General features: G+C 60.5%; 30 protein-coding genes and 1 tRNA gene. 16 read left to right on the top strand and 15 right to left on the bottom strand.

The features are described 5' to 3' along the window. The coding region (locus tag PAF17_RS18120; protein WP_271888908.1) for an IS3 family transposase at positions 1-123 on the top strand (123 nt) is incomplete at its 5' end. An 865-nt stretch (positions 124-988) separates the two neighbouring features. Here the strand turns inward: PAF17_RS18120 and PAF17_RS18125 are convergent. After that, positions 989-2,665: a serine hydrolase gene (locus tag PAF17_RS18125; protein WP_334223673.1), complete on the bottom strand. Its 1,677-nt coding sequence runs from the start codon at positions 2,663-2,665 to the stop codon at positions 989-991. A gap of 275 nt (positions 2,666-2,940) precedes the next feature. Between PAF17_RS18125 and clpS the strand changes: the two genes are divergently transcribed. The 3 genes from clpS to PAF17_RS18140 are packed head-to-tail and all read left to right on the top strand — an operon-like array spanning position 2,941 to position 5,060. Then, positions 2,941-3,258, top strand: coding sequence for an ATP-dependent Clp protease adapter ClpS (gene clpS, locus PAF17_RS18130; RefSeq protein ID WP_271890503.1), 318 nt, complete (start codon positions 2,941-2,943; stop codon positions 3,256-3,258). A gap of 57 nt (positions 3,259-3,315) precedes the next feature. Beyond that, entirely contained in the window at positions 3,316-4,257 is a 942-nt protein-coding gene (locus tag PAF17_RS18135) for a class I SAM-dependent methyltransferase (RefSeq protein ID WP_271890504.1), read from the top strand. Further along, on the top strand, positions 4,254-5,060 hold the full coding sequence (locus PAF17_RS18140) for an SDR family NAD(P)-dependent oxidoreductase (RefSeq protein ID WP_271890505.1): 807 nt from the start codon (positions 4,254-4,256) through the stop codon (positions 5,058-5,060). Before PAF17_RS18135 ends, PAF17_RS18140 begins: the two co-directional genes overlap by 4 nt. Before the next feature lie 7 nt (positions 5,061-5,067). On the opposite strand, the gene PAF17_RS18145 is transcribed toward PAF17_RS18140, so the two are convergent. Beyond that, complete coding sequence (locus PAF17_RS18145) at positions 5,068-5,475, bottom strand: hypothetical protein (protein ID WP_271890506.1); 408 nt, start codon at positions 5,473-5,475, stop codon at positions 5,068-5,070. A 74-nt stretch (positions 5,476-5,549) separates the two neighbouring features. Between PAF17_RS18145 and hemF the strand changes: the two genes are divergently transcribed. Beyond that, positions 5,550-6,404: an oxygen-dependent coproporphyrinogen oxidase gene (gene hemF, locus PAF17_RS18150; RefSeq protein ID WP_271890507.1), complete on the top strand. Its 855-nt coding sequence runs from the start codon at positions 5,550-5,552 to the stop codon at positions 6,402-6,404. Positions 6,405-6,408: 4 nt separating this feature from the next. Here the strand turns inward: hemF and PAF17_RS18155 are convergent, their stop codons facing one another. Further along, the gene (locus PAF17_RS18155; protein ID WP_271890508.1) at positions 6,409-6,870 is read right to left on the bottom strand and encodes an Lrp/AsnC family transcriptional regulator; all 462 of its coding nucleotides are present in this window, start codon (positions 6,868-6,870) and stop codon (positions 6,409-6,411) included. An 82-nt stretch (positions 6,871-6,952) separates the two neighbouring features. Here PAF17_RS18155 and PAF17_RS18160 point away from each other — a divergent pair, with 82 nt between their 5' ends. Beyond that, positions 6,953-7,546, top strand: a complete 594-nt coding sequence (locus PAF17_RS18160) for a LysE family translocator (protein WP_271890509.1) — start codon at positions 6,953-6,955, stop codon at positions 7,544-7,546. Between the two features lie 20 nt (positions 7,547-7,566). Here PAF17_RS18160 and hemE read toward each other — a convergent pair whose 3' ends face one another. Continuing rightward, on the bottom strand, positions 7,567-8,595 hold the full coding sequence (gene hemE / locus PAF17_RS18165; protein WP_271890510.1) for a uroporphyrinogen decarboxylase: 1,029 nt from the start codon (positions 8,593-8,595) through the stop codon (positions 7,567-7,569). Between the two features lie 75 nt (positions 8,596-8,670). Here hemE and hemC point away from each other — a divergent pair, with 75 nt between their 5' ends. Then, entirely contained in the window at positions 8,671-9,624 is a 954-nt protein-coding gene (gene hemC / locus PAF17_RS18170) for a hydroxymethylbilane synthase (protein ID WP_271890511.1), read from the top strand. A gap of 36 nt (positions 9,625-9,660) precedes the next feature. Here hemC and lexA read toward each other — a convergent pair whose 3' ends face one another. From lexA to PAF17_RS18205, 7 genes are all read right to left on the bottom strand, one after another. After that, on the bottom strand, positions 9,661-10,374 hold the full coding sequence (lexA, locus tag PAF17_RS18175; RefSeq protein WP_271890512.1) for a transcriptional repressor LexA: 714 nt from the start codon (positions 10,372-10,374) through the stop codon (positions 9,661-9,663). Positions 10,375-10,474: 100 nt separating this feature from the next. Then, positions 10,475-11,653, bottom strand: coding sequence for a molybdopterin molybdotransferase MoeA (locus tag PAF17_RS18180; protein WP_271890513.1), 1,179 nt, complete (start codon positions 11,651-11,653; stop codon positions 10,475-10,477). A gap of 2 nt (positions 11,654-11,655) precedes the next feature. Continuing rightward, the gene (moaC, locus tag PAF17_RS18185; RefSeq protein WP_271890514.1) at positions 11,656-12,123 is read right to left on the bottom strand and encodes a cyclic pyranopterin monophosphate synthase MoaC; all 468 of its coding nucleotides are present in this window, start codon (positions 12,121-12,123) and stop codon (positions 11,656-11,658) included. Beyond that, positions 12,120-12,926 (bottom strand): indole-3-glycerol phosphate synthase TrpC, encoded by an 807-nt coding sequence (gene trpC / locus PAF17_RS18190; RefSeq protein ID WP_271890515.1) that lies wholly within the window; start codon positions 12,924-12,926, stop codon positions 12,120-12,122. The genes moaC and trpC overlap by 4 nt, the downstream gene beginning before the upstream one ends. A gap of 50 nt (positions 12,927-12,976) precedes the next feature. Beyond that, a complete protein-coding gene (locus tag PAF17_RS18195; RefSeq protein ID WP_271890516.1) occupies positions 12,977-13,630 on the bottom strand; it encodes a uracil-DNA glycosylase in 654 nt (217 codons plus the stop codon). Further along, positions 13,627-14,649, bottom strand: coding sequence for an anthranilate phosphoribosyltransferase (trpD, locus tag PAF17_RS18200; RefSeq protein WP_271890517.1), 1,023 nt, complete (start codon positions 14,647-14,649; stop codon positions 13,627-13,629). The genes PAF17_RS18195 and trpD overlap by 4 nt, the downstream gene beginning before the upstream one ends. Next, positions 14,646-15,236, bottom strand: a complete 591-nt coding sequence (locus PAF17_RS18205; protein WP_271890518.1) for an anthranilate synthase component II — start codon at positions 15,234-15,236, stop codon at positions 14,646-14,648. The genes trpD and PAF17_RS18205 overlap by 4 nt, the downstream gene beginning before the upstream one ends. A gap of 105 nt (positions 15,237-15,341) precedes the next feature. On the opposite strand from PAF17_RS18205, the gene PAF17_RS18210 reads away from it, so the two are divergent. From PAF17_RS18210 to trpE, 4 genes are all read left to right on the top strand, one after another. Continuing rightward, positions 15,342-16,073 carry a hypothetical protein gene (locus PAF17_RS18210; RefSeq protein ID WP_271890519.1) on the top strand — a complete coding sequence of 244 codons (732 nt, stop codon included), beginning with the start codon at positions 15,342-15,344 and terminating at the stop codon, positions 16,071-16,073. Between the two features lies 1 nt (position 16,074). After that, the gene (locus tag PAF17_RS18215; protein ID WP_271890520.1) at positions 16,075-17,250 is read left to right on the top strand and encodes an aminotransferase; all 1,176 of its coding nucleotides are present in this window, start codon (positions 16,075-16,077) and stop codon (positions 17,248-17,250) included. 66 nt (positions 17,251-17,316) lie between these two features. Further along, on the top strand, positions 17,317-19,269 hold the full coding sequence (locus PAF17_RS18220; RefSeq protein WP_271890521.1) for a peptidylprolyl isomerase: 1,953 nt from the start codon (positions 17,317-17,319) through the stop codon (positions 19,267-19,269). Then, positions 19,269-20,774 carry an anthranilate synthase component I gene (gene trpE, locus PAF17_RS18225; protein WP_271890522.1) on the top strand — a complete coding sequence of 502 codons (1,506 nt, stop codon included), beginning with the start codon at positions 19,269-19,271 and terminating at the stop codon, positions 20,772-20,774. The genes PAF17_RS18220 and trpE overlap by 1 nt, the downstream gene beginning before the upstream one ends. 77 nt (positions 20,775-20,851) lie before the next feature. Here the strand turns inward: trpE and PAF17_RS18230 are convergent, their stop codons facing one another. The 4 genes from PAF17_RS18230 to fabI all read right to left on the bottom strand — a co-directional run bounded on the left by PAF17_RS18230 (position 20,852) and on the right by fabI (position 23,835). Continuing rightward, positions 20,852-21,616, bottom strand: a complete 765-nt coding sequence (locus PAF17_RS18230; RefSeq protein ID WP_271890523.1) for a PRC-barrel domain-containing protein — start codon at positions 21,614-21,616, stop codon at positions 20,852-20,854. Between the two features lie 240 nt (positions 21,617-21,856). Continuing rightward, entirely contained in the window at positions 21,857-22,345 is a 489-nt protein-coding gene (gene gpt, locus PAF17_RS18235; protein WP_271890524.1) for a xanthine phosphoribosyltransferase, read from the bottom strand. A 13-nt stretch (positions 22,346-22,358) separates the two neighbouring features. Beyond that, entirely contained in the window at positions 22,359-22,973 is a 615-nt protein-coding gene (locus PAF17_RS18240) for a LysE family translocator (RefSeq protein ID WP_271890525.1), read from the bottom strand. Between the two features lie 34 nt (positions 22,974-23,007). Next, positions 23,008-23,835, bottom strand: a complete 828-nt coding sequence (gene fabI, locus PAF17_RS18245; protein ID WP_271890526.1) for an enoyl-ACP reductase FabI — start codon at positions 23,833-23,835, stop codon at positions 23,008-23,010. Positions 23,836-23,916: 81 nt separating this feature from the next. On the opposite strand from fabI, the gene pdxH reads away from it, so the two are divergent. The 5 genes from pdxH to PAF17_RS18270 all read left to right on the top strand — a co-directional run. Then, positions 23,917-24,531: a pyridoxamine 5'-phosphate oxidase gene (gene pdxH, locus PAF17_RS18250; RefSeq protein ID WP_271890527.1), complete on the top strand. Its 615-nt coding sequence runs from the start codon at positions 23,917-23,919 to the stop codon at positions 24,529-24,531. Positions 24,532-24,704: 173 nt separating this feature from the next. After that, the gene (locus PAF17_RS18255) at positions 24,705-25,304 is read left to right on the top strand and encodes a cold-shock protein (RefSeq protein ID WP_271890528.1); all 600 of its coding nucleotides are present in this window, start codon (positions 24,705-24,707) and stop codon (positions 25,302-25,304) included. Positions 25,305-25,392: 88 nt separating this feature from the next. Continuing rightward, positions 25,393-25,842: a DUF192 domain-containing protein gene (locus PAF17_RS18260; RefSeq protein ID WP_271890529.1), complete on the top strand. Its 450-nt coding sequence runs from the start codon at positions 25,393-25,395 to the stop codon at positions 25,840-25,842. A 46-nt stretch (positions 25,843-25,888) separates the two neighbouring features. Beyond that, positions 25,889-25,965: transfer RNA gene (locus PAF17_RS18265), tRNA-Pro, on the top strand. Between the two features lie 184 nt (positions 25,966-26,149). Then, a partial coding sequence (locus tag PAF17_RS18270; RefSeq protein ID WP_271890531.1) for a transposase occupies positions 26,150-26,275 on the top strand: 126 nt, incomplete at its 3' end.

Here is a 26,275-nt window from a genome sequence, read left to right on the forward strand (position 1 = left end):
GAAACTCGACGGCAAGCTGAAGTGGCGATCTTTGAATACATCAACGGGTTTTACAATCCGCGACGACGCCACTCAGCACTGGGCTGGAAAAGCCCGGTCGCTTTCGAACGGAAAGTGGCTTAAACGAGCATTTGGGGCAGCACAAATACGCGACAAGTCCGATCCGATCCACAAGATACCAGGACTGAACACCTTATGTGTCTCGTCTCTGAGATAGCTTCCCGTCGACGCTCCCGGCCAGGATCGGCGACGGGGTTGGGCACTGCGCCAAACACCTTGTAGCATGACCGCGTAATCTAGCAGGCGGATCCTGCCTTTCTTGTAAGCGTTCGGCATCGCTGCTCTGCCGCGCAGAGAGGGTGATCGATACTGTCCACTATGGGATAGTGGACACCGTGGGTGCGTGATGGCGCGTCGGACGACGCGGCTTTGGACGGATGAGGAGAAGTGTTCGATCTTTTTGCAGACGACGGCACCGAGCGCGTCGGTTGCCCGGATGGCGCAGCGGTATGCCATGCACGCCAACCTGATCTTCAAGTGGCTACGCGGCGTGTTTCATTTTCGTCGAGATCGTCGATCGGCCGCTGCATAACGATAGCGAAGCCGCCGCCGATCCTGCACCTGCGGCAGGGATGATCGAGATTGACCTCGCAGCCGGTTACCGTTTGCGGATCAGAGGGACCTACGATCCCGAAGCGCTGGCCCGGCTGATCCGGGGTCCGTCCGGATGATCTCGGTCCCGGTAGACATCCGGGTGTGGCTCGTGGCGGCGCGTGGCCAAGCGTCTCAAAGAGCGCGGGCAACCACACAGAATCTTCATTCTCGCAATCGCACGAAGGTTGGTCACAATCGCAAACGCAATCATCTAAACCGGCACATCCCGGCAACTGACGTCCTGCGCATGAACACAATAGCTAGGGGAACGTAGGCACATCAAACGCCGGCCAATCGGCCGGCGTTTGATGTCACGATGTTCGATATGGGTCGATTATGGGCCGACCACCTTGCATTTCTGAGAACGTGCGCGAAGACGGTCGCAGGCCAGATAGGCGTCTGCCTTGGACAGGTTGACAAAGTTTGCATCGAACCCGCGAATGGTGTCGGCGATGCGTCGGTCCGCGCCATCCAGAACGGTGCCGTCCTGCAATGCGGTCTTCAACAGCAGTTTTTCTGCTTCGGCGTGAGAGCGGTAGAGCCCCAGATTGACGCCCCAGTACCGCCCGCTTTCTTCGGGCCGGGAAACGATTTCCAAAGCTTCGGGGTTCGAGATATCGCCTTCGCCCATCGCCGCCAGGATGACCGTTTCTGATCGTGGCTTCGGTGCCGGCGAAGCCAGAAGTGAAAGTGACTGTTGCCCATCAGGCGCGGTCGCTGCGGCAACTGCGCGCGCGATCGCCTCGGCGTCCTGATTGCCTAGCGCAGCTGTACTGGCCCGCGAGCGGGGCGCACGTGCCGGGCGCGCAGATGCCTGCAGGACCGGCGCAGCGAGGCTGGCGGATTGCGCCGGATTGTCTTGGGGTTCGGTCGGTGTAGCCGCCACGGCCGTTTCCAATGCATCCTGAAGTGCGTTGCCGCGTACGGCAGGGCGCAGCCGCGGACGAGCACTTGCCGTCAATCGCAATGCGCTGCTGGACAATTGTGCTTGTGTCGCCTTGCGCACTGCTGCGGCCAGGGGGTCGCTGACAGCGGCGGTCGACGCCGTCTGGCGTACCACGCGGGCAGGCGGTTCGGATGATTTCAGCACCAACCGTTGAGGTTCGGGACGGGTCGCGGCAGGCTTTGGTTCGACCTTGGCGCGCCGAACAACCTTTTGCGTCAGAAGCTGCGGCTTTTGTGGCCGTACCTCGCGAACGCGGTTGGGGACACGCCCGAAACCGGAATCAAGCAGCTGCCCCATGACCTGATTGCGCTGTGCGGTCGATGTGCCACCGAACACGGTCGCGATCAGGCGCTTGTTGCCGCGCTGCGCCGATGCAGTCAGATTGAAACCGGCGGCACGTGTGTAGCCGGTCTTGATACCGTCAGCCCCTTGATAACCATCAAGAAAGCGCCGGTTGGTGGACGATACTTTCTTGATACCGGCATCCGCTGAACGGCGCGAGAACAAGTTGTAATATTGGGGAAAATCATAAAACAGCCTGCGTCCCAAAATGGACATGTCATGGGCTGTCGAATAATGCCCTTCCTGGGTCAGACCATTGGCGTTGAGAAAGCGGGTGTTACGCATCCCCAATGCCCGCGCCATCGATGTCATCTGCTGGGCGAATGCGGTTTCCGATCCCGCCAGACCTTCCCCAATGGCAGTCGCCGCGTCATTGGCGGATTTGATGGCGGCCGCGCGGATCAGATAGCGCAGCTCGATTCGCTGGCCTGCCCGCAGCCCCAGTTTCGAAGGGGGTTCAGCCGCCGCATTGGACGAAATCAGAACCTTGGAATCCAGCCGGACCTGACCACGCTCGATCGCCGTGAAGGCCATGTAAAGCGTCATCATCTTGGTCAGCGATGCGGGGTGCAGTTTCGTGTCGGCGTTCTGGGAATAGACTGGCTTGCCGGTCCGCGCATCCATCACATAGGCGGCGAAGGGTGCCGCAGACAGCGCTGCGGGGGCCAGAACAGCCAATATAATGAATGCCCATAGACGGGCCGTCATGGTAAATCGGGTCACTGTCGCTGTCTCTCTGCCTCGTGCAGGTGCATCTTTTTTGTCGCACACCCGTCGTTAACAATGTGATAATAGCACGTGTCCAGATTGTGGGGAACCGCGCATTTGTTTTATTTCATCGCGTTGCGTGCCATGGTTTGGCCGTGAATGGATGACTGACCGGGGCTTTAATCCGCCGCAGAATTCACTATATTTCGCGTTCGAACGTGCCATAGACAGGTGGCGCGACCTTTTTCGCCGATCATTGAAGGCCAGGCAACGACGCGATGACGCATTGGATGACTGATAGCGACAAGCCCGACGACCAGTCCGATCTGGCGGTAAAACCGCGTACCAAGCCCAAGCGTCCGCCAATGTACAAGGTGTTGATGCTGAATGATGATTTCACGCCGATGGAATTCGTCGTCCATGTGCTTGAACGTCTGTTCGGTATGTCGCATGCGCAGGCGATCGAGATCATGCTGACGGTGCATCGCAAGGGTGTTGCGGTGGTCGGGGTGTTTTCCCATGAGGTCGCGGAAACCAAGGTTGCGCAAGTAATGGAGCTTGCGCGACGTCAGCAGCATCCGCTGCAATGCACAATGGAAAAAGAGTAGTCCGTGTCAGAATCACGACTTTCAATTGCCTTTTCGGATGGACCGCCGGAGGGCCGTATGTTGGTTGTCGGCGCCAGGGGCACCGATGATCTTGCGCCGCTGGAAACTGCCTCGATCGTGATCCAGCAGGGCAGCTACCCCGACCATCAGGCGCTTGTGACCCGCGGTTATCGGGTGGTTGCGGAGCTTGAAGAAAATTTCGATGCCGCGCTGGTTTTTCTGCCCCGTGCCAAGGCCGAGGCTCGCGCCCGAATCGCCGATGCGGCTGCGCGATTGCCGGTTGGCGGCGCACTTTGGATCGATGGCCAGAAAACCGATGGCATCGATTCCATGCTGAAGGACATGCGCCAACGTGCCGAAACCGATCAGGTGCACAGCAAGGCGCATGGCAAAATTTTCAGGGTCAGGATTCCTGATGGGGGCTGGTTGCCGTCCGAATGGACATCCTACAGGCAGCAGGTCGCCGATGGGTTCGTGACCCGGCCGGGCGTCTTTTCCGCTGACGGGGTTGATCCTGGTTCGGCGCTGCTGGCCAGGCATCTGCCCGAGAAGATGCCGACCCGTGTGGTCGATCTGGGGGCCGGGTGGGGGTGGCTGTCGGCGCAGGCGCTGGCGCGACCGGGGATCGAGGTTGTCCATCTGGTCGAGGCCGATTTCGCCGCGCTTGAATCAGCCAAGGAAAATGTCACCGATCCGCGTGCGAAATTCCATTGGACCGACGCCCGGAGTTTTTCCCTGCCCGAGCCTGTGAATGGTGTGGTGATGAACCCGCCATTCCATGTCGGTCGATTGGCCGATCCTCAGCTTGGCCGCGATTTCATCGCGACCGCGGCACGATTGCTGACTGGTGCGGGCAAGCTGTGGATGGTTGCCAACCGTCACCTGCCTTACGAGGCCGTTTTGGCCGAACGTTTTGCGCGGGTCAGTGAAATCGGTGGCGACAATCGGTTCAAGATCATCGAAGCCAGCGGCGCAGGCCGGAAAGGGGGCCGGGGATGAGCATGTCAATTCAAGGCAAGACCGCGATCGTGACGGGGGCTTGTCGCGGTATCGGGCTGGCAATCGCGCAGCATTTCGTCAATCGCGGCGCGAATGTCATGATTGCCGATCGCGACGAGGCGGCCTTGGATCAGGTCGTTTCGGATTGCGGGGAAGGTAATGGCAAGGTCCTCAAATTTTCGGGGAATATCTGCGAGAAACTGGCAATGGCGAACCTGTTGTCGGCAACGTTGGACAGCTTTGACAGGATCGACATCCTGGTGAATGCGCATCGCTTCGTCGAAAGCTCGGACCCGCTGGATACCGACCCCGGTGTTCTGGAAGAAATGTTGCGCCAGAACATGATTTCCGGACTGCGTTTGTCGCAGATGGTCGCCAAGCGGATGATCAAGCAGGCGCAGGGACAATCGGATGTCGTGCAGGCGGGGGCAATCGTCAACTTGTCAACATTGGCCGCATCGCGGCCGGTGCCACAGATGCTTGGCTATTCGATTGCCTGCGCGGCCCAGGAACAAGCGACGCGTGGCCTTGCGCTTAGTCTGGCGCCCCATCGTATCCGTGTGAACGGGGTGCGCTTCAGCAGCGTCATGTCGCACGAGTTGAAATGCGCGTTGAAGGAAGATGACGAACTGCGCGGGCAGATCGTGGCGGGCACGCCTCTGGGGCGCATTGCTTCGGCGGATGATGTCGCGGAGACGACGCAATATCTGGTCAGCGAAGGTGCCCGTTTCGTGACGGGGCAGATCATTTCGGTTGATGGCGGGCGCAGCCTCGCCGATCCGGTCACGGCACAGGTCCTTTAGGCAGCCGTCATTCGGGGTAGGCTGCCTTGCATGCTTGCACGGCGGCCTGTGCCGGGGCCGCCAATTTCTGGCGCCGTTCCAGAAGATTGTCCCGTTTGCGTTGCTCGGCCGCCGGGTCGATCGGTATCCGGTACCGGACGATGTCAACGCTGTCGACATAGCAGGGCCGATAATACACGCCATACACCCCGTCCGGACCCGTATAATATCCGCGACATTGTGTCAGTCGGTCAGTCTCGACAGCGCGCTCGCCCCATGCGTAACCGCGCGCCAGATTGGCCTCGACCTCTGACAGCAGATTGTTCACGGCGCGATATTCATGGGTATTGCGGCTGATGCAGCGTTCCTCGGGGGTGCCACATGCAGCCAATGCAACCGGCAGGGAAAGCATCGCGAGGAATGTGTTGCGGGGCATGGCGGGTCTCTTTATGCGTCTTTTCAACAGTATCGGTCAGAAACTGTCCTTTGCAAATCACGATTGGGGGTCACATGCAGGAACAACGCCATATCGCGGCCATGTGGTTTCGTGAACTGCGCGACCGGATCGTTCAGGCATTCGAGGATCTGGAGGATCGCCATGACAGCGAGCGCCCTGCCGGTCGCTTTGAGGTGACGCCGACGCAGCGTGGTGATGATGGCGGCGGTGGGCTGATGTCGGTGATGCGCGGCGGGCGTGTCTTTGAAAAGGTTGGCGTGAACTGGTCCGAAGTTCACGGCAGCCTGTCACCCAAGGCGCAAGCCGCCATGGCCGCGCGCGGCGTGCCGGGGATCGAACAGGACCCGCGTTTCTGGGCTTCGGGGATCAGTCTGGTCGCACATATGCAGAATCCGCACGCACCTGCCGTGCATATGAATACGCGTATGTTCTGGACGCCGGGTGCCTGGTGGTTCGGGGGAGGTTCCGACCTAAACCCCTGCATCGAATATGCCGAAGATACCGCCTATTTCCACGATGTTCTGCGTGCGGCCTGCCAGCCCCACGGTGTTGGCTATTATCAACGCTTCAAGGCCTGGGCTGATGAGTATTTCTTTATTCCTCATCGGGGGCGAGCCCGCGGCGTCGGCGGTATCTTCTATGATGATCTGAACACGGGATCATGGGAGGCGGATTTTGCGTTCACCAAATCCGTCGGAGAGGCATTCCTGCCCGCGTTCCTGCCCCTTGCCGAAAAGCGGATGACGCAGGATTTCTCTGATTCCGATCGCGATATTCAGCTTGTGCATCGTGGTTTGTATGCCGAGTACAATCTTGTCTATGACCGTGGCACGAAATTCGGGCTGGAGACCGGGCACAATCCCGATGCCGTTCTGATGAGCCTGCCGCCATTGGCCAAATGGGTCTGACGGGCTAGCCCCGTTCGTCTTTGGGGCTGCCCATCACGACATGGGTGGTGATGGTGGCGATCCAGGGGAACGCGCCCAGAACATCGCTGTGAAACTGCTTGTATGCCCCAAGATCGGCCACCTCGACCCGAAGCAGATATTCGATCGAACCGGTGATGTTGTGGCACTCGCGCACCGCCGGCGCTGCTAGGCAGGCCCGTTCAAATGAAGTTTGGGCGTCATTTGAGTGGCGTGACAGGCCGACCATGACAAAGGCGATGAAGCCGACGCCGCGAGCCTGTGGCGATATGGTCGCGCGATAGCCAGAGATCATGCCGCGACGTTCAAGGTCCTGGACCCGGCGCAGACAGGCCGATGGGGACAGGCCGACTCGGGCAGCGAGTTCGGTATTGGCCAGTTTTCCATCACGCGAAAGCTCGCGCAATATTTTGTCCGTTATGCGATCTTCAGCGCCGTAATATTGCAATTCTTAAGACCCATATCACTATTATGGCGATTTATTGCGGTTTGATCGGGTTAGTATTGCAGGCGAACGGAAGGAAATCCAGATGAGCCTTGATCTGTTGCTTGCGCTGGCAGGATTCGCGTTCGTGACCTCGGCGACGCCGGGGCCGAACAACATGATGCTGATGGCCTCGGGGGCCAATTTCGGAATCCGTCGCACGGTTCCGCATATGCTTGGAGTGTCGCTCGGGTTCGGGCTGATGGTGGTGGTGCTTGGTTTCGGTGTCGATCGGTTGATCGCGCAATCGACCATGCTGGCTACAATGCTGAAATGGGTCAGCATGGCCTATATGCTGTGGCTGGCGTGGAAAATCGCAACCGCCCTACCGCCCGAGATGGGCACCCCGGATACCAATCGCGTTCCGTTGACCTTTCTGCAGGCGGCGGCGTTTCAGTGGGTCAACCCGAAAGCCTGGGCGATGGCGCTTGGGGCCTTGTCGGCCTTTGCAGCGGGATTGGGCGGGGCATTGATCGTGGGCCTGGTCTTTGCGGCGGTAAACCTGCCCACGGTTTCAGCCTGGGTGGCGTTGGGGCAGGGGATGCGCAGCGTCTTGTCGACCCCGGCGCGGTTCAAATCCTTCAACCTGGTCATGGCCGCGTTATTGATCGTATCGATGATGCCGGTGCTGCTCGACTAGTTCGCAGCATGCCGACGCCGTCAGGCGGTCCTGACGGCATCAATCATGCGCGCGACATTGTCGGGGTCTGCATCCGGGGTGATGCCATGGCCCAGGTTGAAGATATGTGGTCCGCCGCGCAGCTCGCGGGTGATGCGTTGGGCCTCGGCAACCAGATCATCGCCTCCTGTGACCATATGACGCGGGTCCAGATTGCCCTGAACACAACCTGACACCTGAACATTCCGGGCTGCCCATTCCGCGCTGATCGAATTGTCCAATGCCACGCAATCCGCCCCGGTCGCCTGAGCAAAGCCGATATAGCGCGGGCCCGCCTGACGAGGAAACGCGATGACCGGTACATGCGGGTAACGCTCTTTGAGCGTGGCAATGATCCGGCGTGTCGGCGACAGGGCGAAATCATCGAAATCGTCGCCTGTCAGGCTGCCCGCCCAGCTGTCGAACAGTTTCACGACTTCGGCTCCGGCGTCGATCTGTGCCGAAAGATAGCGAATTGTCGCCTCGGTAATATGATCGATCAGCGCCGTAAACGCCTTGCGATTGGCCGTCTTGAAGGCATGTGCCGGTCCCTGATCCGGTGTCCCCCGACCGGCAATCATATAGGTCGCAACCGTCCATGGGGCACCGGCAAAGCCGATCAGCGTTGTTTCTTCGGGCAATTCGCGTGCCAGGATCCGTATGGTCTCATAGATCGGCGACAGTGTTTCGTGAATGTCCGCTGCAGGTTTCAGGGCGGCGACACCCTGTGCATCTTCGATCGTCGACAGGCGCGGACCTTCACCAGTGACGAACCACAGATCAGCGCCAAGAGCCTGCGGTACCAACAGGATATCCGCGAACAGGATGGCGGCGTCAAAGCCGAATCGGCGGATCGGTTGCAATGTCACCTCAGCGGCAAGCTGGGGGTTGTAACACAGCGACAGAAAGTCACCGGCCTGCGCACGGGTGGCCCGGTATTCGGGCAGGTATCTGCCGGCTTGGCGCATCATCCAGATCGGTGGCGTTGGCAGGGCTTCGCCCGCCAGGGCGCGCAGCAATAGTTTGGTCATTTGGCCTCCTTGCGGGCCCATCAAGGCGAGCGGGTGGGCGTTGTCAAGCCGTCGCCGTGCGGCTATGCGGGGGGCATGATAGAAAAGCGTGACCCCTCCCGCCCTTTGAAGATCGGCACCCGCGGTTCGGTGCTGGCGCTGGCACAGGCATATGAGACCCGTGCCCGGCTGATGGCCGCCCATGGCCTGCCGGTCGAGGCCTTCGAGATCGTTCCGATCAAGACGACCGGTGATCGTATTACCGATCGCCCGTTGAAGGAAATTGGTGGCAAGGGGCTGTTCACGCGGGAAATCGAAGAAGCCCTGGCCGAAGGGCGAATCGATATCGCGGTCCATTCCATGAAGGACATGCCGACGGTTCAACCCGAAGGCATGGTGATCGACTGCCTGCTGCCGCGCGAGGATGTGCGCGATGCATTTGTCAGCCCTCATGTCGCATCGATTGACGATCTTCCAGAGGGTGCCGTCGTCGGATCGTCCAGCCTGCGCAGACGTGCGCAACTGGCGCATTACCGACCGGATCTCAAGCTGGTCGAGTTTCGCGGAAACGTGCAGACCCGGTTGAAGAAGCTGGAAGACGGGGTTGCTCAGGCGACATTTCTGGCGATGGCCGGATTGCGGCGTCTGGAAATGCTGGATGTTGCGCGAGGGCCGATCCTGCCAGAACAGATGTTGCCAGCCGTTGCGCAAGGGGCAATCGGGATCGAGCGGCGCACTGATGATCATGAAACCCGCGATCTTCTTGGGCCTGTTCATGATGTCGAGACTGGCCAGCGCATCGCCGCCGAGCGGTCATTTCTGGCGCGTCTGGACGGATCGTGTCAAACCCCGATCGCCGGCCTGGCCGAGCTGCAACCTGACGGTCGGCTGAGATTGCGTGGGCAGATCCTTCAACCTGATGGCAGCGAGGCTTTCATGGCCGAGCGCCTGGGCGAGATCCCTGACGGCCCTGCGATGGGGGTTGACCTGGCAGATGAGCTGCTGTCCCTGGCCGGGTCGGGCTTCTTGCATCACCTGCAGGGGCATTGATCTGCCGGGAATAGACCGGCAGATCATGACCAAGTGTCAGTAGCTGCGGATCAGGCCCACCAGCCGGCCCTGAACGCGGACGCTTTCCTCGGGCAGAATTCGGGTCTCATAGGCGGCATTGGCCGCTTCAAGTGCGATCATGGCACCGCGGCGGCGATAGCGCTTCAACGTGGCCTCATGCCCTTCGACCAGCGCAACGATGATATCGCCATTCTCGGCGCTGTCCTGTTCGCGAATGACCACGACGTCGCCATCATTGATTCCGGCGTCGATCATGGAATCCCCGGTGACCTCAAGGGCGTAATGGTGTTCCTTGCCCGTCAGCATCGTGCCTGGAACCGCGACATGATGCGAAACTTCGGAGATTGCTTCGATAGGGACGCCAGCGGCGATTCGTCCCATCAGGGGAAGTTCCACGGCCGGGCTGTCGACGATGCCGATTGCGCCCCGAGGCCGCGAAGGTCGGTCATTCGTGATGACCTTGGGGGCAAAGCCAGCGGGTTTTGCCGGTGCCGTAGATTGCTCGGTTGCCAATGTTTCGGGCAAGCGCAGGATTTCCAATGCACGAGCACGATGGGGCAGACGCCGGATGAAACCACGTTCTTCCAGTGCCGTGACCAATCGGTGAATGCCCGATTTTGATCGCAAATCCAATGCATCCTTCATTTCATCGAAAGATGGGGGGACGCCATCCGCGGACATCCGTTTATGGATGAACTCCAATAGCTGAATCTGCTTTTTGGTCAGCATTATACCCATCCTTGCCCCGACATGTTCCGTGAATGTTCTAGCTTATGGCGCGAATCGCGTCAACAATCACAACAGGCTCGGGTGAAAAATGGGTTAATTCTCAGCGAGGCAAAGGCAGATATTCGACAATGGTGCCGCTGTCCTGCGCGGGTGCGTCGGCTGGACGAACCAAAAGGGCGTCCGCTTGCGCCATCAAGGACAGACGCGCCGAATCCTGGCTGTCGAAAGGCTGGATGATCGGTAGATCGGGCCCGTCAGTCAGTGTCGCGCGCAGGTAATGCTGGCGCGGTCCCTCTGGTGGCAGAGTCGCAGCAAGGCGGGCCTTGGCAAGATGCGTCAGGTTGGTCAGACCTTGCATGGCACGAATAAGCGGTTGCATGAAGATCATGCCGCAAACCATTGCAGAAACGGGATTTCCGGGCAGGCCAAGCATCGGTGTTCCGCTCAGTTTTCCTGCCATCAGCGGCTTGCCGGGCCGCATTGCGATCTTGTAGAAAGATCGCTGCATTCCCAGTTCGGCAGCCACCTTCGCGATAAGGTCGTGATCGCCGACGGATGCGCCGCCGATCGTTACGATCAGGTCGCAGCTCATGGCGCTTGCAAAGCTGCTGCGAAGACTGGATTCGGTGTCGCGCGCGATCGGCAGGATCACCGGTATGCCGCCAGCTTGGGTGACCTGTGCGGCGATGGCAAGATCATTCGAGCTGATGATCTGGCCTTCTTGGGGGGTATGTCCGGGCGGCACCAATTCATCGCCGCCCGCAAGAATGGCGACACGCGGGCGCTTGGCGACCGTAACCTCGGGCACGTTCATTGCAGCGATCAGCCCGATATCGGCGGCCGTCAGGCAGCGACCGGCGGGCAACTGATCACCTTCGGAGAAATCGTTCCCTCGCGGACGGATATGCGCGGCGTTCGACGGTTCCGTGATGGTGATTTCATTGCCGCTGCGTTGGATATTTTCTTGCATGACGACGCGATCATACCCGGCGGGGACGGGGGCGCCCGTAAAGATGCGCACGGCCGTCATCGGGGGCGTATCGCCATTCCATGGATGCCCCGCAGCACTTTGACCGATGACTCGAAGTGTTCCTGCGCTTTCTTCGGAACGCAGCGCATAGCCATCCATGGCGGCTGCGTCGAATGGAGGTTGCGTCAGGCGGGCCGTGACCGGCGCAGCCAATGCGCGCCCGGCCGCTTCGGAAAGCTTGACGATTTCGGTTCCGGGCGTGTCAGCCAGCGCCAGAACCCGCGACAGCGCATCATCAACTGATATCATCACTATGCCTTGTAATCGCCTGATTTTCCGCCGCTTTTCGAGACAAGGCGGATGTTTTCGATTTGCATCGATTTCTCGGCTGCTTTCAACATGTCATAGATGGTCAGGCAGGCGGTGCTGACGGCGGTCAGGGCCTCCATCTCGACACCGGTTCGACCGGTTGTGCGCACGGTTGCCGTAACGTGGATGCCCGGCAGTTCGGGATCCGGGACCAGCTCCAGCGATACCTTCGAGATCGGCAGGGGATGGCAAAGCGGGATCAGGTCCGAGGTGCGCTTGGCCCCCATGATCCCGGCAAGGCGCGCAACCCCCATAACGTCACCCTTGCTTGCACCGCCCTGGGCCAGTGCCAGTGTCGTCGCGGCCATGCGAACCGATCCGGAGGCCACGGCCTCGCGCGTTGTGACGGCCTTTTCGGACACGTCGACCATATGCGCCTGTCCGCTGTCGTCGAAATGGGTTAGTGTCATACCGCACCTGCCGAGCTTGGGATGTCCAGGATCGCCTGTGTCGCCGCGGCGACATCTTGTTGCCGCATCAGGCTTTCGCCAATCAGGAAGCGTCGCGCGCCCACCTGCATCATCGCCGCCAGGTCCGAGGCGCTGAACAGCCCGCTTTCACAGACGACCTGCCTGTCATCGGGGATCTCGGGGGCCAGTGTCCGTGTGACATCCAGCGTGACCTCGAAGGTCTTGAGATTGCGGTTGTTGATGCCGATCAGGGGGGATTTCAGGCGCAGGGCGCGGTCGAGTTCACCCTGATCATGCACTTCCAGCAGGGCATCCATGCCCCAATGCGCTGCGGCGTCTTCCAGCTCTGCCGCCTGCGAATCTTCGACCGATGCCATGATGATCAGAATGCAATCGGCGCCCCAGGCCCGTGCCTCGGCAACCTGATAGCTGTCATACATGAAATCCTTGCGCAGGGCCGGAAGCTTGCAGGCATTGCGCGCCGCCCCCAGAAACTCGGGCGCGCCCTGAAAGCTGGGTTGGTCGGTCAAGATCGACAGACAGGCCGCGCCGCCCCGCTCATAGGCCCGCGCCAGGGCCGGCGGATCGAAATCCGGGCGGATCAGGCCCTTCGATGGGCTGGCCTTCTTGATTTCGGCAATCAATGCCGGCCCATTGGCAGCCATGGCGTCCAGTGCACGGGCAAAGCCACGGGGTGCCGATTGGGCACGCGCGGCTGTTTCAATATCGGCCAACGGTCGGGTCGCCTTGGCTGCGGCGATTTCCTCCAGTTTATAGGCCTTGATCTTGTCCAGAATATCCATGGGTTCGCTTCTATCTGTCTACAGCATGCGGGAAAAGGGCGGCGCGCATGTCAGGATGCCCAGGCAATTGCGGCCCGACCATTTTCCTGTAACCAGCGATTGACCCTGCTGAAAGGGCGGCTGCCGAAAAAACCGCGTCGCGCCGACAGAGGCGAGGGATGGGCGGTCGCAATCACCAGGTCTTGCGGGCGGGGCAGATCGGCCACCGCCTTTTGCGCATGTTTTCCCCAAAGAACAAAGGCCAGCGGGCCATGTTTCTGCGCCTCGGCAATGGCTTGGCGAACCAGGCCATCCCAGCCCCATCGCGAATGCCCACCCGCATCGCCCACAGGAACTGATAGCGCGGTATTGGCCAACAGGACCCCCTGTGCCGCCCAATGCGACAGATCGCCATTTTCCGGGGCCGCGCCCAGATCATCCTGCAGTTCACGAAAGATGTTCTTCAGCGACCGGGGCAAGGCGATTTCGGGTGCAACGGAAAATGCAAGCCCGTTCGCGTGACCCGGTGTCGGATACGGGTCCTGACCCAGAATCACGACACGCGTATCTTGCGGGCCAAGCCCGTCATAGGCCGCGAACAGCGATCCGGGTCCGGGCAGCCAGCCGCCCTGATTGCGAAGGCGACGGTTTATGTCCGGCCAATCGGTTCGAAAGAAGGGCAGGTGGGCCCATTCTGCGGGCACGGAGATCTGATCGGCGCTCATGCCTGCGGAGGTCCGGTCACCTCGGCCAGAGCGGTCAGACACGCCTTGGCGGCGCCACTGTCGATGGATTCTGCGGCCATCGCCGTCCCCTCGCGCAGATCGGCCACCTTGTCGGCGACCAGCAATGCCGCGGCGGCATTCAGCAGAACGGCATCGCGATAGGCCCCCGCCGCGCCATTCAGCAATTCGCGGAATGCTGCGGCGTTGTAATCGGGATCTCCGCCGATGATGTCCTTGAACGGGTGGCGGCTGAGACCGGCATCCTCGGGGGTGATGGTGAATTCCGTGATGGTGCCGTTTTTAAGCGCGGCGACCTGGGTTTCCCCGGCGATGGTGATTTCATCCGTGCCATCGCTGCCATGCACCAGCCAGGCGGCATCACTGCCCAGTTGATGCAGGACTTCGGCCATCGGTCTGATCCAGTCGGCGCTGAATGCGCCGGTCAGTTGCCGACGCACAGAGGCGGGATTGGTCAGTGGCCCCAGCAGGTTGAAGACGGTTCGCGTGCCCAGTTCGGCGCGCGGTGGGCCGACATGGCGCATCGCCGGATGGTGCATCGGGGCCATCATAAAGCAGATGCGCGCGGAATCGATCGCCTTCTGTGCGGTTTCCGGTCCGCCCATGACATTGATGCCCATCTTCGTCAGGGCATCGGCCGCACCTGATTTCGAGCTGAGATTTCGGTTTCCATGCTTGGCGACCGGCACTCCGGCGCCCGCAACCACAAAGGCGGTCGCGGTTGAAATATTCAGCGTCCCTTTGCCATCGCCGCCCGTTCCGACGATGTCCATCGCGCCGATCGGGGCGTTGACGCGATTCATGCGGGCGCGCATCGCGCGTGCGGCGGCTGCGATTTCTTCCACGGTTTCGCCGCGCACGCGCAACGCCATCAACAGGCCGCCGATCTGAGCCGGGGTAGCTGCCCCGTCAAACAGGGCGGCGAAGGCCGATTCCGCCTCGGGGCCGGTCAGCGGGCGGGTGGCGGCGATGCCGATCAGGGGGCGAATATCTGTTGTCATGCCGCGGCCTCGGATGGCGAGCAGCGCGTCAGGAAGGTGCGGATCATGTCATGACCATGTTCCGATGCGATTGATTCGGGGTGGAACTGCACACCTTCGATGGGCAGATCGGCATGGATCAGCCCCATGATCGTGCCGTCATCCGAGGTTGCCGTGACCCTCAGGCAATTGGGCAGTGATTCGGGTTCAACCGTCAGCGAATGATACCGCGTCGCCCGCAAGGGCGAGGGAAGGCCGGTGAAAACACCAGTGCCGTCATGGCTGATATCGTCGACCTTTCCATGCAGGATGCGATTGGCCCGAACCACCTTGCCGCCGAAGGCTTCGCCGATGGACTGATGGCCAAGGCAAACCCCTAACAGGGGTATCTGCCGTTCCGCCGCCGCGCGGATCAGGTCGAGGCAGATCCCTGCCTGCGCCGGATCGCAAGGTCCCGGAGAGATCACGATCCCGTCAGGGTTCATCGCCAGCGCCTCGGATACGGTGATTGCGTCATTGCGGCGCACGGTGACCTCGGCCCCCGCTTCGCCAAGGTAATGCACGAGGTTCCAGGTGAAGCTATCGTAATTGTCGATCAGAAGGATCATGATGGGTGCCTTGGCTTGCTGGCGGTTTCCCCTTTCAAAAGGGTTCGCTATAGATGGGGCAAAGCGCGCTGGGGGGTCAAGCCCGGCCGAAGAAAGAAGAGGCGCATGGCACGCGGTTTCTGGACAGGTTTGGGGCATGGAATGGTGCTGAGCGCCGCGCTGCTGGCAGTGCTGTCGCTTGTCGTGCCCATGCCCGAGGATATGAAACAGCCGGTGCCCGAACCAGCGCAGGGGCAGGCCGCGCCTGAGGATGCTGATTCAGTATCCGCCGGATCTTCGGACGCCGAATCTCGGCGAATGGCCCCGGTCGATACGCCCGAGGCTGCGGCGGTGGATCTGCCGATCGGGTCGGAATTCGGGCGCGGCGGCGACGTGGCACCACGTGTGCCAACGCCGCTGGCGGCCCCCTCGGCGGGATCGGGGCCGCGCGACGCACCTGCCGTCGGTGCTCCTGCTGCCGAACCTGCACCGGTTGCTGTCACCGGAGATAACGAACGCCCGCAAACTCAGGATGAGACGGGAATCGCCGCGCCAACCGCGCCCCAGTCCGGCACGGATACGCCCGAACTGACACGGCCTGCCGCATTGGACGCGCCGGTGTTGAATGCTGCGCCGGGCATGGCGGTGACCGCAGGGCGGGATGAATTGCCACGCTCGGGCTTTATCTTCGACAACGTGCCGGCGGCAGATCCCCGGCCCCAAAACCCGCAGGACCCCGCTGATCCTGACATGGCAGAAGCCGGTGAAACGTTGCAGGCCCCGCGCCTGCCATCACCCGGGCTGGATCTTTCCTTGCCCCCCGATCTTACGGAATTGCGCAGCTTAGGACGCGAATGACATGACCTCTTTCAATCCTGCCTTGTTCGCGACATTCGCTCCGCCCGTCATGGAAGCACGCCGCTGGCTTGCCGATGTGACCTTCCCGCCAGAGCGCCCGCTGATCAATGTCAGTCAGGCAGCGCCCGTCGATCCACCACCCGAAGGGCTGCGCCGCGCCATTGCCGAGGCAGCACTGGATTTGCCCGAAGCGCATCTCTATGGCCCGGTGCTGGGCAATGGTGATCTTCGCGATGCGGTCGCCGGTGAATTTTCGCGCGCATACGGTGCCGACCTGACCGCAGGACAGGTGGCAATCACGCAAGGTTGCAATCAGGCATTCTGTGCGGCGACAGCGACCCTTGCCGGGGCGGGCGATGACGTGATCTTGCCGACACCGTGGTATTTCAACCACAAGATGTGGCTGGACATGCAGGGTGTGAACGCCCGGCCCTTGCCCTGCCAATCCGACATGCTGCCCGATCCACAGCAGGCCGAAGCGCTGATTGGTCCGCGCACCAGGGCGATCGTCCTGATTACGCCAAACAATCCGTCAGGTGCCGAATATCCGGCCGAACTGCTGGATCGTTTCTACGATCTGGCGGTTCGTCACGGGATCGCGCTGATCATTGATGAAACCTATCGCGATTTCGACAGCCGTGCGGGCGCGCCCCATCATTTGCTGGCCCGGCCGGACTGGGACCGAACCGTGATCCAGCTTTATTCGTTTTCCAAGGCCTATCGCCTGACGGGGCATCGTGTGGGGGCGTTGCTGACCTCGGTCGAACGGATGGCGCAGGTCGAGAAATTTCTGGATACGGTGGCAATCTCGACATCGCAGCTTGGTCAGATCGGTGCGCTTTGGGGCATGCGCAATCTGCGCGACTGGCTGGCTGGCGAACGTCAGGAAATCCTGTCCCGCCGCACGGCAACTGTGACGGCGTTGCGCGGGCTGGACGGCTGGACGCTGAAAAGCGCGGGGGCGTATTTTGCATGGGTCGAACATCCCTTCGGGGAAAGTTCCGCCGATCTTGCGCCACGTCTGGTGCGTGATGCGGGGGTTCTTGCGTTGCCAGGCACGATGTTCACCCCGACCGATGATCCAACCGGCAAAAGGCATTTCAGGCTGGCCTTCGCCAATGTTGACCGTGCGGGTATCGAACAACTGGCCGAGAGGCTGGCAGGCTTTGCGGTCTGAACACTTGTGGCGGGCAAGCGCGCGCCCTAAAGACAGCGCTGACACGTCCTCAGGAAAGGCCGCGCCATGAAGAATCTGCGCACGCATGGAAAATCGACCGTTGTCTGGCTGCTGATGGGCCTGTTGATACTGGGTCTTGGCGGTTTTGGAGTCACCAGCTTCTCGGGGGGCTCGTCCGAGGTGGGGGCTGTGGGTGAAACCAAGGTCACCGCCGATGAATATGCGCGGGCGCTGCAGTCCCAGATCAACGAATACAGCCGCCAAACCGGACAACCGCTGAGCATGGCGCAGGCCGAGACAATCGGACTGCCGCAGGCGGTCCAGGCGCAACTGTTCACCGGCGCGGCGCTGGAAGAACAGGCCCGCAAGATCGGCGTTTCGGTCGGCGATGAGCGCGTGCGTCAGTCGATTCTGGATGCGCAGGCATTTCAGGGCCCGACGGGCAAATTCGATCGGACGGCCTATCGCGAAGTGCTGAATCGCCAGCAGATGACCGAAGCCGAATTCGAAAGCACCATTCGCAGCGACGAAGCACGCCTGCTGATCCAGCGCGCGGTGATTGGTGGGGTGGTGCCACCTTCGCCCATGGTCGACCTGACCACGGAATGGCTGCTTGGCACGCGCGACATGGCGTGGGTCGAACTGACCGAAGACCAGCTGCCGAGCGCCCCCGCAGCCCCCGATGATGAGACATTGACGGCCTGGCATGAAGCCAATGCCGATCAGTTCACCAGCCCCGAGGCGCGCAAGATCAGCTATGTCTGGCTGACGCCGGAAATGCTTGCTGATGATGTGCAACTGGACGAACAGGCGCTGCGTGATGCCTATGACGCCGAGATCGAGAAATATGTCCAGCCCGAACGCCGTCTTGTCAGCCGGTTGGTCTTTCCCAGCGTGGATTCCGCTCGGGATGCCATGGCAAGTATCGAGGCAGGCGATGCGTCGTTCGAAGATTACGTGACCCAACGCGGGCTGACCACGGATGATGTCGATCTGGGCGAGGTCAGCGAGGCCGAGCTTGACGCGGCGGGGGCAGATATTTTCGCGTTGTCCGAAGCTGGTGTTGTTGGCCCGATCGATACGGCGCTTGGCCCGGCGCTGTTTGCGATGCATGCGATTCTTGAACCGGTGCAGGTACCGTTCGAAGAGGCCCGCGAAGAATTGCGTGCCGAGGCGGCCGTCGATCGCGCGGCCCGGATGATCGATGATCGGTCGTCTGAATTCGAAGATCTTCTGGCGGGCGGCGCGACACTCGAGGACATGGCCGGTGAAACCGCGATGGAGCTGGGCCAGGTCGACTGGATTGACGACAATGCGGCCGAAGCGACCGGAATCCTGGGTTATGAGGCATTTCGTGAAATGGCGGCGACTGTCGCGATGGATGATTTCCCCGAGCTGTTCCAGCTGGATGATGGCGGTGTCTTTGCCCTTCGGCTGGACGAAATCATCCCACCGGCGCTGATTCCCTTTGACGAGGTGCGCGACGAGGTCGAGGCCGATTGGCGCGCCGCCGAGGTTCACCGTCAACTCTTGTCTCTGGCCGAGGAAAAGAAGGTCAAGATTACTGCCGCGGCAGATCCGACCCCCGTGCCGACCGCAGTGACGGCCCCCGTTTCCCGTATCGGCATGCCTGATGACGCAGCGGACGACGAGGAAACGACCACGATCGCCCCCGCCGCGCCGCAACTGGCATGGAATACGCAAAGCGATATCCGGCGCGACGGCTGGATCGAGCAAGCGCCGGCAGATATTCTGGAACACGCTTTCTCGATGAAGGAAATCGGTGCCGTGGACATTGTAGATGCGCAGCAACGCGTGTTCCTGGTGCGTCTTGATGCGATTCATCAGGCCGATCTGGAACAAGAAGAGGCCTTGCAGGTCAAAGAGGCTGTCGGCGCCCGGTTGGGGCAATCATTGCAGGCGGATCTGTTTGATTACTATGCCCGCGCGGCACAGCAAAATGGCGGCCTCCGTGTCGATCAGGCTGCGCTCAGCGCGATCAATGCGCAGGTTCACTGATGGAACTGACACCGGAGTTTTCCCAGTTTGAAGCCGGCTGGAATGCGGGGCAGAACCAGCTGGTCACGATCAGGCTGGCTGCCGATCTGGATACACCCGTCAGCCTGATGCTGAAGCTGGCCGAAGCCGCCCCGATGAGCTTTATGCTCGAATCGGTGACTGGCGGCGAGGTGCGGGGTCGCTATTCGATCATCGGCATGAAACCGGACCTGATCTGGGAATGCCGTGATGGCAAGGCCCGGATCAACCGGGCGGCGCGTTATGCGGATGATTTTCAGCCCGATGAGCGCGCCGCGCTGGACAGTTTGCGTGCCCTGATCGCCGAGAGCCGGATCGAATCCATGCCCGATGGCGTGCCGCCTGCGGCTGCAGGGCTGTTCGGCTATCTGGGCTATGACATGATCCGGTTGGTCGAGACCCTGCCGGATGTGAACCCCGACCCGCTGAATTTGCCGGATGCCATGCTGATCCGTCCTTCCGTCGTTGCGGTGCTTGATGGCGTCAAGGGCGAGGTGACGCTTTGTGCGCCGGCCTGGCACGATGGCGGCGACAATGCCCGCGCGGCTTATGCTCGCGCGGCAGAGCGGGTCATGGATGCCCTGCGCGCATTGGATCGGCAGCCGTCCGAACCCCGGGCATTGGGAAATGAAGGGAAAATCGGCGAGCCGGTTTCAAATTTTTCCAAGCCGGATTATCTGGCGGCGGTCGAGAAGGCCAAGGAATACATCCGCGCCGGTGATATCTTTCAGGTGGTGCCGTCACAGCGTTGGCGGATGGATTTCCCTTTGCCGCCCTTTGCTCTCTATCGATCTCTGCGCCGCACGAACCCTTCGCCTTTCATGTTCTTCCTGAATATGGGTGGTTTCCAGATTGTCGGGGCAAGCCCCGAGATCCTGGTGCGGTTGCGCGATGGTGAAGTGACAATCAGGCCGATTGCAGGCACCCGACCGCGTGGTGCCGACGAGGCTCAGGACAAGGCCCTGGAAGCCGACCTTCTGGCGGATCAGAAGGAACTGGCCGAACATTTGATGTTGCTTGATCTGGGCCGCAATGACGTGGGGCGCGTTGCCAAACCGGGCACGGTGCGCCCGACCGAACGCTTTACCATCGAACGCTATAGCCATGTAATGCATATCGTGTCGAATGTCGTGGGCGAGTTGCGCGACGAAGAAGACGGATTATCGGCCCTGTTGGCGGGTTTGCCCGCAGGTACCGTTGCGGGTGCGCCGAAGGTCCGGGCCATGCAGATCATCGACGAGCTGGAACCCGAAAAACGCGGTGTCTATGCCGGTGCCGTGGGCTATTTCGCGGCCAATGGCGAAATGGATATGTGTATCGCCCTGCGCACCGGTGTGGTGAAAGACGAGGCGCTTTATATTCAGGCGGGCGGTGGGGTCGTTTATGACAGTGATCCTGAATCCGAGTTCGAGGAAACGGTGAACAAGAGCCGCGCCCTTCAGCGTGCGGCCGAGGGCGCGGCGCGCTTTGTGCGGGGAAATGGCTGAACGCCAGGGGGCACAGCAAGCACAATGAAAAAAGGCGGTCCGTAGGCCGCCTTTTTCCGTATCAATGCGGTTCGCCCTTAGTTCGTGGCCGGCTCTTCGGCCATCCCGCCTTCCATCGACGGCTCGGCGTTCATGTCAGCTTCTTCCATGTCAGGGGCGGGCATCGTGTCCTGCCCGTCCATGGGCGGTTCGGTTTCCATGGGTTCGCCCATACCGTCACCGGTCGCGCCATCCGCAGGCATGGCGTTTGGATCAGTTGCCGGGTCTGCTGCCGGAACCATGGCGGCGTCGGGTGCGGCTTCAGGGGCTGCCATATCGCCCGCCGGTGCGACCGCGGGGGCGTTTTCACGTTCCCGGAACACATATTCGGGTGCTGCCTCGGCTTCTTCTTCGGTCAGCTCGCTGTTGATTTCCTGAGCGTCGAAATTGACGGTCAACTGGTCCCACGGCACGGCGATCTGTTTTTCCCCGATGCCCAGAAAGCCGCCGACACCGATCACGGCAGCAATCATTTCGCCGGTTTCTCCGTCAAGGATCAGGTCGTTGATGTCACCGATGGGTGCGCCGTCGGGCGCCGTCACGGTCGCGTCGGTGATCCAGTCGAGGCGCAGCTCGTTGGATGCCTGTTGCTGCGCGACCTTGCCGCTTGAGGCAACTTCGGCTTCCATGGCCTCTTGCGCTGCAGCCTCGGCCGAGGGGTCGGCGGCCATATCCGTTGCTGCAGGGTCGGTCGCCATCGGTGTTGTTTCAGCCTCGGCAGGTTGGGGCGCCGTGTCCTGCGCATGGATCTGGCCTGCTGCCAGGGGAAGAACGAAAGCCGTTGTCAGAAGTAGCTTGCGCATTTTTGTCCTCCTTGGGTTTTGCGCTCGGCGGCGGTGCCGGCGATGCGCTTCGGGGACAAAATGATCAGCAGCCGCCCCAAGTTCCGCATGGGCGATGTTGGTGGCGGGAATTTGCCTGATAAAAATCGCGCAATGGTGGTTTTCTTGCGCGAGTATGCAGTTTAATCAGTTAATTTCAATGGGTTCCATTGCCCCTGGTGATGTCGGCGATGCCTTGCCAAGACATCGCCGCGACCCGATTCAGTCATCGCCGCGATAGGGTTGGACATATTGCAGCGCCATATCCCAGGGAAAGAAGATCCAGGTGTCCTGGCTGACTTCGGTGACATAGCTTTGCACGATCGGCTTGCCCTTGGGCTTGGCATAGACGGTCGCAAGATGGGCCTTGGGATACATTTCGCGGATCAATTCCAATGTGCGCCCTGAATCGACGAGGTCGTCGACAACCAGAATTCCGTCGCCGTCGCCCATCAGATCGGCATCGGGCTTTTTCAGCACCTTCAGCCCACCCTGTTCCTGTTTGTGATAGGATTTGACACTGATGGTGTCGATGGTGCGGATGTCCAGCTCTCGCGCGACGATCATGGCGGGGACAAGTCCGCCACGGGTCACGGCAACCACCGCGCGCCAATCGGTTCCGTCCAGCCTCCAGGCCAATGCCCGGGCATCCCGATGCAATTGATCCCAGCTGACATGAAAACCCTTTTCGTGGGGCAGGCGGTCCATCATAGATTTGTCTCCTTCATTGGCGCAGGATCAACGACAACCCCAACATGCCGATGGCGCAGGCCGCGATGACGTCGATCCAGAATTTCGCAGCATAATAGCGCCGTCTGAGCAAAGGCAAAGCCATCAGGCAGGCCATGGCCGTGTAAAAACCCATCTCGAGGGACAGCGCCGTGGTATAGATCAGACCCTTGTCCGCAAAAGACAGCGTGGTGGGAAAGATGGACAGCAACACCGCAGAATAGAACAGCGCCGGTTTGGGGTTTGACAGGTTCAGCGCGATCCCGCCCCAGAATGTCATCCCCATTTGCGCCTCGGCGGGGTCGGGCAGTGGATCTCTGGCCCCGCGCCACATGCGGATGGCGATCCATATCAGGTACAGACCGCCCAGCACCTTCATCGCCATGAATGTCCACGGCAGGATTCGGAAGATGACCGTCAGCCCCAGCAATGCCGTCAGGCACCAAAGAGAAGCCCCCGTCGCCAGCCCCCATCCATAAGGCAGCGCCCTGCGGCGTCCCATGGCGAATGCAGATTGACTGACCGCGATGATCGCCGGACCGGGGGACAGGATTGCCATGGCAAGGGTTGCGGCAAACAGCGACAGCTGTTCCAGCGTGATGTTCAGCATGTCCTGCCCAATTTACCCATGGCGGATGCCTGGGTCATTCCTTCTTCACGGTTGAAATATCGGGGGCGTCGACGGCCTTCATCCCGACCACGTGGTAACCCGCATCGACATGGTGCGTTTCCCCGGTGACACCCGCGCCCAGACGCGACAGAAGATACAGCGCCGAATTGCCGACATCTTCGGTGGTCACATTGCGCCGCAGGGGCGAATTCAACTCGTTCCATTTCATGATATAGCGGAAATCGCCGATACCGCTGGCTGCCAATGTCTTGATCGGGCCAGCCGAAATCGCGTTTACGCGGATATTGTCCTTGCCAAAATCCTCGGCAAGATAGCGCACGCTGGCCTCCAACGCGGATTTTGCGACGCCCATGACATTGTAATGGGGCATGACGCGTTCGGCGCCGTAATAGGTCAGGGTCAGCAGGCTGCCGCCTTCGGGCATCATCGCGGCGGCGCGACGCGCAACAGCCGTGAAGGAAAAGACCGAGATGTCCATTGTCATCAGGAAATTGTCGCGCGTGGTATCGGCATAACGACCGCGCAGCTGTTCCTTGTCGGAAAAGCCGATGGCGTGAACCAGAAAGTCGATCTTTTCCCAGCGCTCGCCGATTTGCGCGAACAAGCCGTCGATCGAAGCCTCGTCGCTGACATCGCAGGGCAGCACGAAATCCGATCCCAGCTTGGCGGCCAGAGGTTCGACCCGTTTCCTCAGCGCGTCGCCCTGATAAGAGAATGCCAGTTCGGCACCTTCTGCGGCCAGCGCTTGCGCAATGCCCCAAGCGATGGACTTGTCATTCGCCAGCCCCATGATGAGACCGCGCTTTCCGGCCATCAGGCCGGTCTTCTGCTCGCTTGACATATCTTGTCCCTCGCGCTTTCAACCCGTTGAAATTGTGATTATGCCAACTGTGCAGCCGCATCAAGCACAAGGGAAACGATCATGGGCGACCGAACAGGTATCTTCGCGGGCGACGACCCTTTCGCAATCGCGCGCAATTGGCTGGCCGAGGCTGCCAAGTCCGAGCCGAATGATCCGAATGCGATTGCCCTTGCCACTGCGGATGCAGAGGGCTTGCCTGATGTGCGCATGGTGTTGCTGAAGGAAATCGAAGGTGCGGGGCAGGACGGTGCCTTTGTTTTCTACACCAATTATGAAAGCGCCAAGGGCGAACAGATCAAGGCGACGGGCAAGGCGGCCTTTGTCATGCATTGGAAATCACTGCGCCGTCAGATTCGCGTGCGAGGGCATGTGACCCGAGAGGATGGCCCCAAGGCCGATGAATATTTCGCAAGTCGCTCACTTCAGTCGCGACTGGGGGCCTGGGCCTCGGCGCAGTCACGGCCTCTTGATGGGCGGGCGCAATTGGTCAGTGCGGCTGCAAAACAAGGGCTGATTCAAGGGGCTAACCCGAAACGCCCGCCATTCTGGGGCGGTTTTCGCATTCTTCCCGAGCAAATCGAGTTCTGGAGTGACGGAGCGTTCCGCTTGCACGACCGCTTCGTTTGGACCAAAGAGCCGGCCTCGGGTTGGAAAGTTCAAAGGTTGTCGCCCTAAGGCTTGACCAAAGGACCAAACGGCCCGAGAATACATTTCTGAGACTGCTGTCGCAATTTTTACTAACCACTTTATTCTGCTTATTTTCTTTGCATTTTTATCGGTTCGAGAGTCTGGCTGGTTATGCCCTATGTTGAGGAATACGTGCGGAATGCGCGGTAAACGGTGAGAAGATGACGGAAGAAACTGGAATGAAACTGGTGTCCGGGCAGGTCAAGTGGTTTGACCCTGCCAAAGGGTATGGTTTCATCCTGAACAGTGAAGGCGGGCCTGATATCCTGCTTCACGCGAATGTGCTCAGAAATTTCGGTCGCAGTTCAGTTGCCGACCAGTCACTCGTGAAAGCTTGGGTGCAGCCGACCTCGCGCGGGCTGCAAGCCAGCGAAGTGATCGAGATCGTTCCGCCGACGACCGATGGAATGCCGCCGATTGCCGATATCGACACGACCGTGATCGAGCAGCTTGAATCCTTGCCGCTGCGTCCCGCACGGGTCAAGTGGTTTGACAAGGCCAAAGGGTTCGGATTCGCCAACATTTTCGGGCATCCTGACGATGTGTTCATCCATGTCGAGGTGTTGCGGCATTCGGGGTTTGCGGATCTCGCCATTGGTGAAGCCGTGGGAATCCGTGTTGTCGAAGGGCCGCGTGGGTTGATGGCGGCCCAGATCACCAGCTGGGATCGCGGCGACGAAGAGGCCGGCCTGATCCTGCCGCGTTGCGATGATATAGACGAATTGCGCGACGATAAATTCCTGGCGCATGTCGCGGAATAGGCGTGCTTGCGGTCTGGCGCTTGCAATGGTCTTGACAGGGGCTGTTGCGGCTGGGCCGGCATCGTCCCGTCCCGCGTCGGACCTTCCCATGTCAGGCATCGATGTGCCTGCCAGCTGCGCGTTGGATCAGGTATCGTTTCTAACCGGTGAAGGCATTGTCCGTTTTCAGGTCGAAATTGCCGATGACGCGGCCGAGCGTGCACAGGGCTTGATGTTTCGAGAGAACTTGCCGGCCGATCAGGGAATGCTTTTCGTCTATGATTCTCCGCGTGCCGTATCCTTCTGGATGCGTAACACGCTGATCTCGCTTGATTTGATCTTCATGGATGAACGCGGCGTGATCCGCCATATCCACCCGATGGCCAAGCCATTGGACGAAACGCCCATTCCGGGCGCGCTCAAGGATGACCCGCAGCCGGAACGACTGCTCATTCTGGAAGTGGCGGGGGGTGAGGCGGCGCGCCAGGGTTTGGCGATTGGGCAGCCTATGGCATATACCGGTTTGCCGCCGGAGCAAGCAATGTGGCCTTGCAGGTGAAAAGCCTCTTTTCTCTGCCGAAAGCTTCGTTTAGAAGCGCCTTTGTCGGGGCGTAGCGCAGCTTGGTAGCGCGACGGTTTTGGGTACCGTAGGTCGGAGGTTCGAATCCTCTCGCCCCGACCAACTTCCCGTTGTTAAGAGGCAGATAGTTTTGCCTTTTTGATTACGGAAAATTCCTCGTGAAGAGGTCAATTTCACCCAATGACCTGAAATATATCAAATAATGCCAGAACGCTGAGTGTGTTCAGTGAATAGCCCCTAGATTCGTAGACGCCTTCTTCCCTAATTTTGAGGCAAGGAGGCCGAGATGGGCGAAGGCAATTTCAGCGCCGAGTTCAAGCGTGACGCGGTCGCGCAGATCACCGAGCGGGGCTACCCGGTTGCGGAGGTTTCGCAACGGCTCGGGGTAAGCGCGCATTCTCTCTATGCATGG

It is taken from the genome of Paracoccus onchidii, assembly GCF_028294535.1.
Lineage (GTDB): Bacteria > Pseudomonadota > Alphaproteobacteria > Rhodobacterales > Rhodobacteraceae > Paracoccus > Paracoccus onchidii.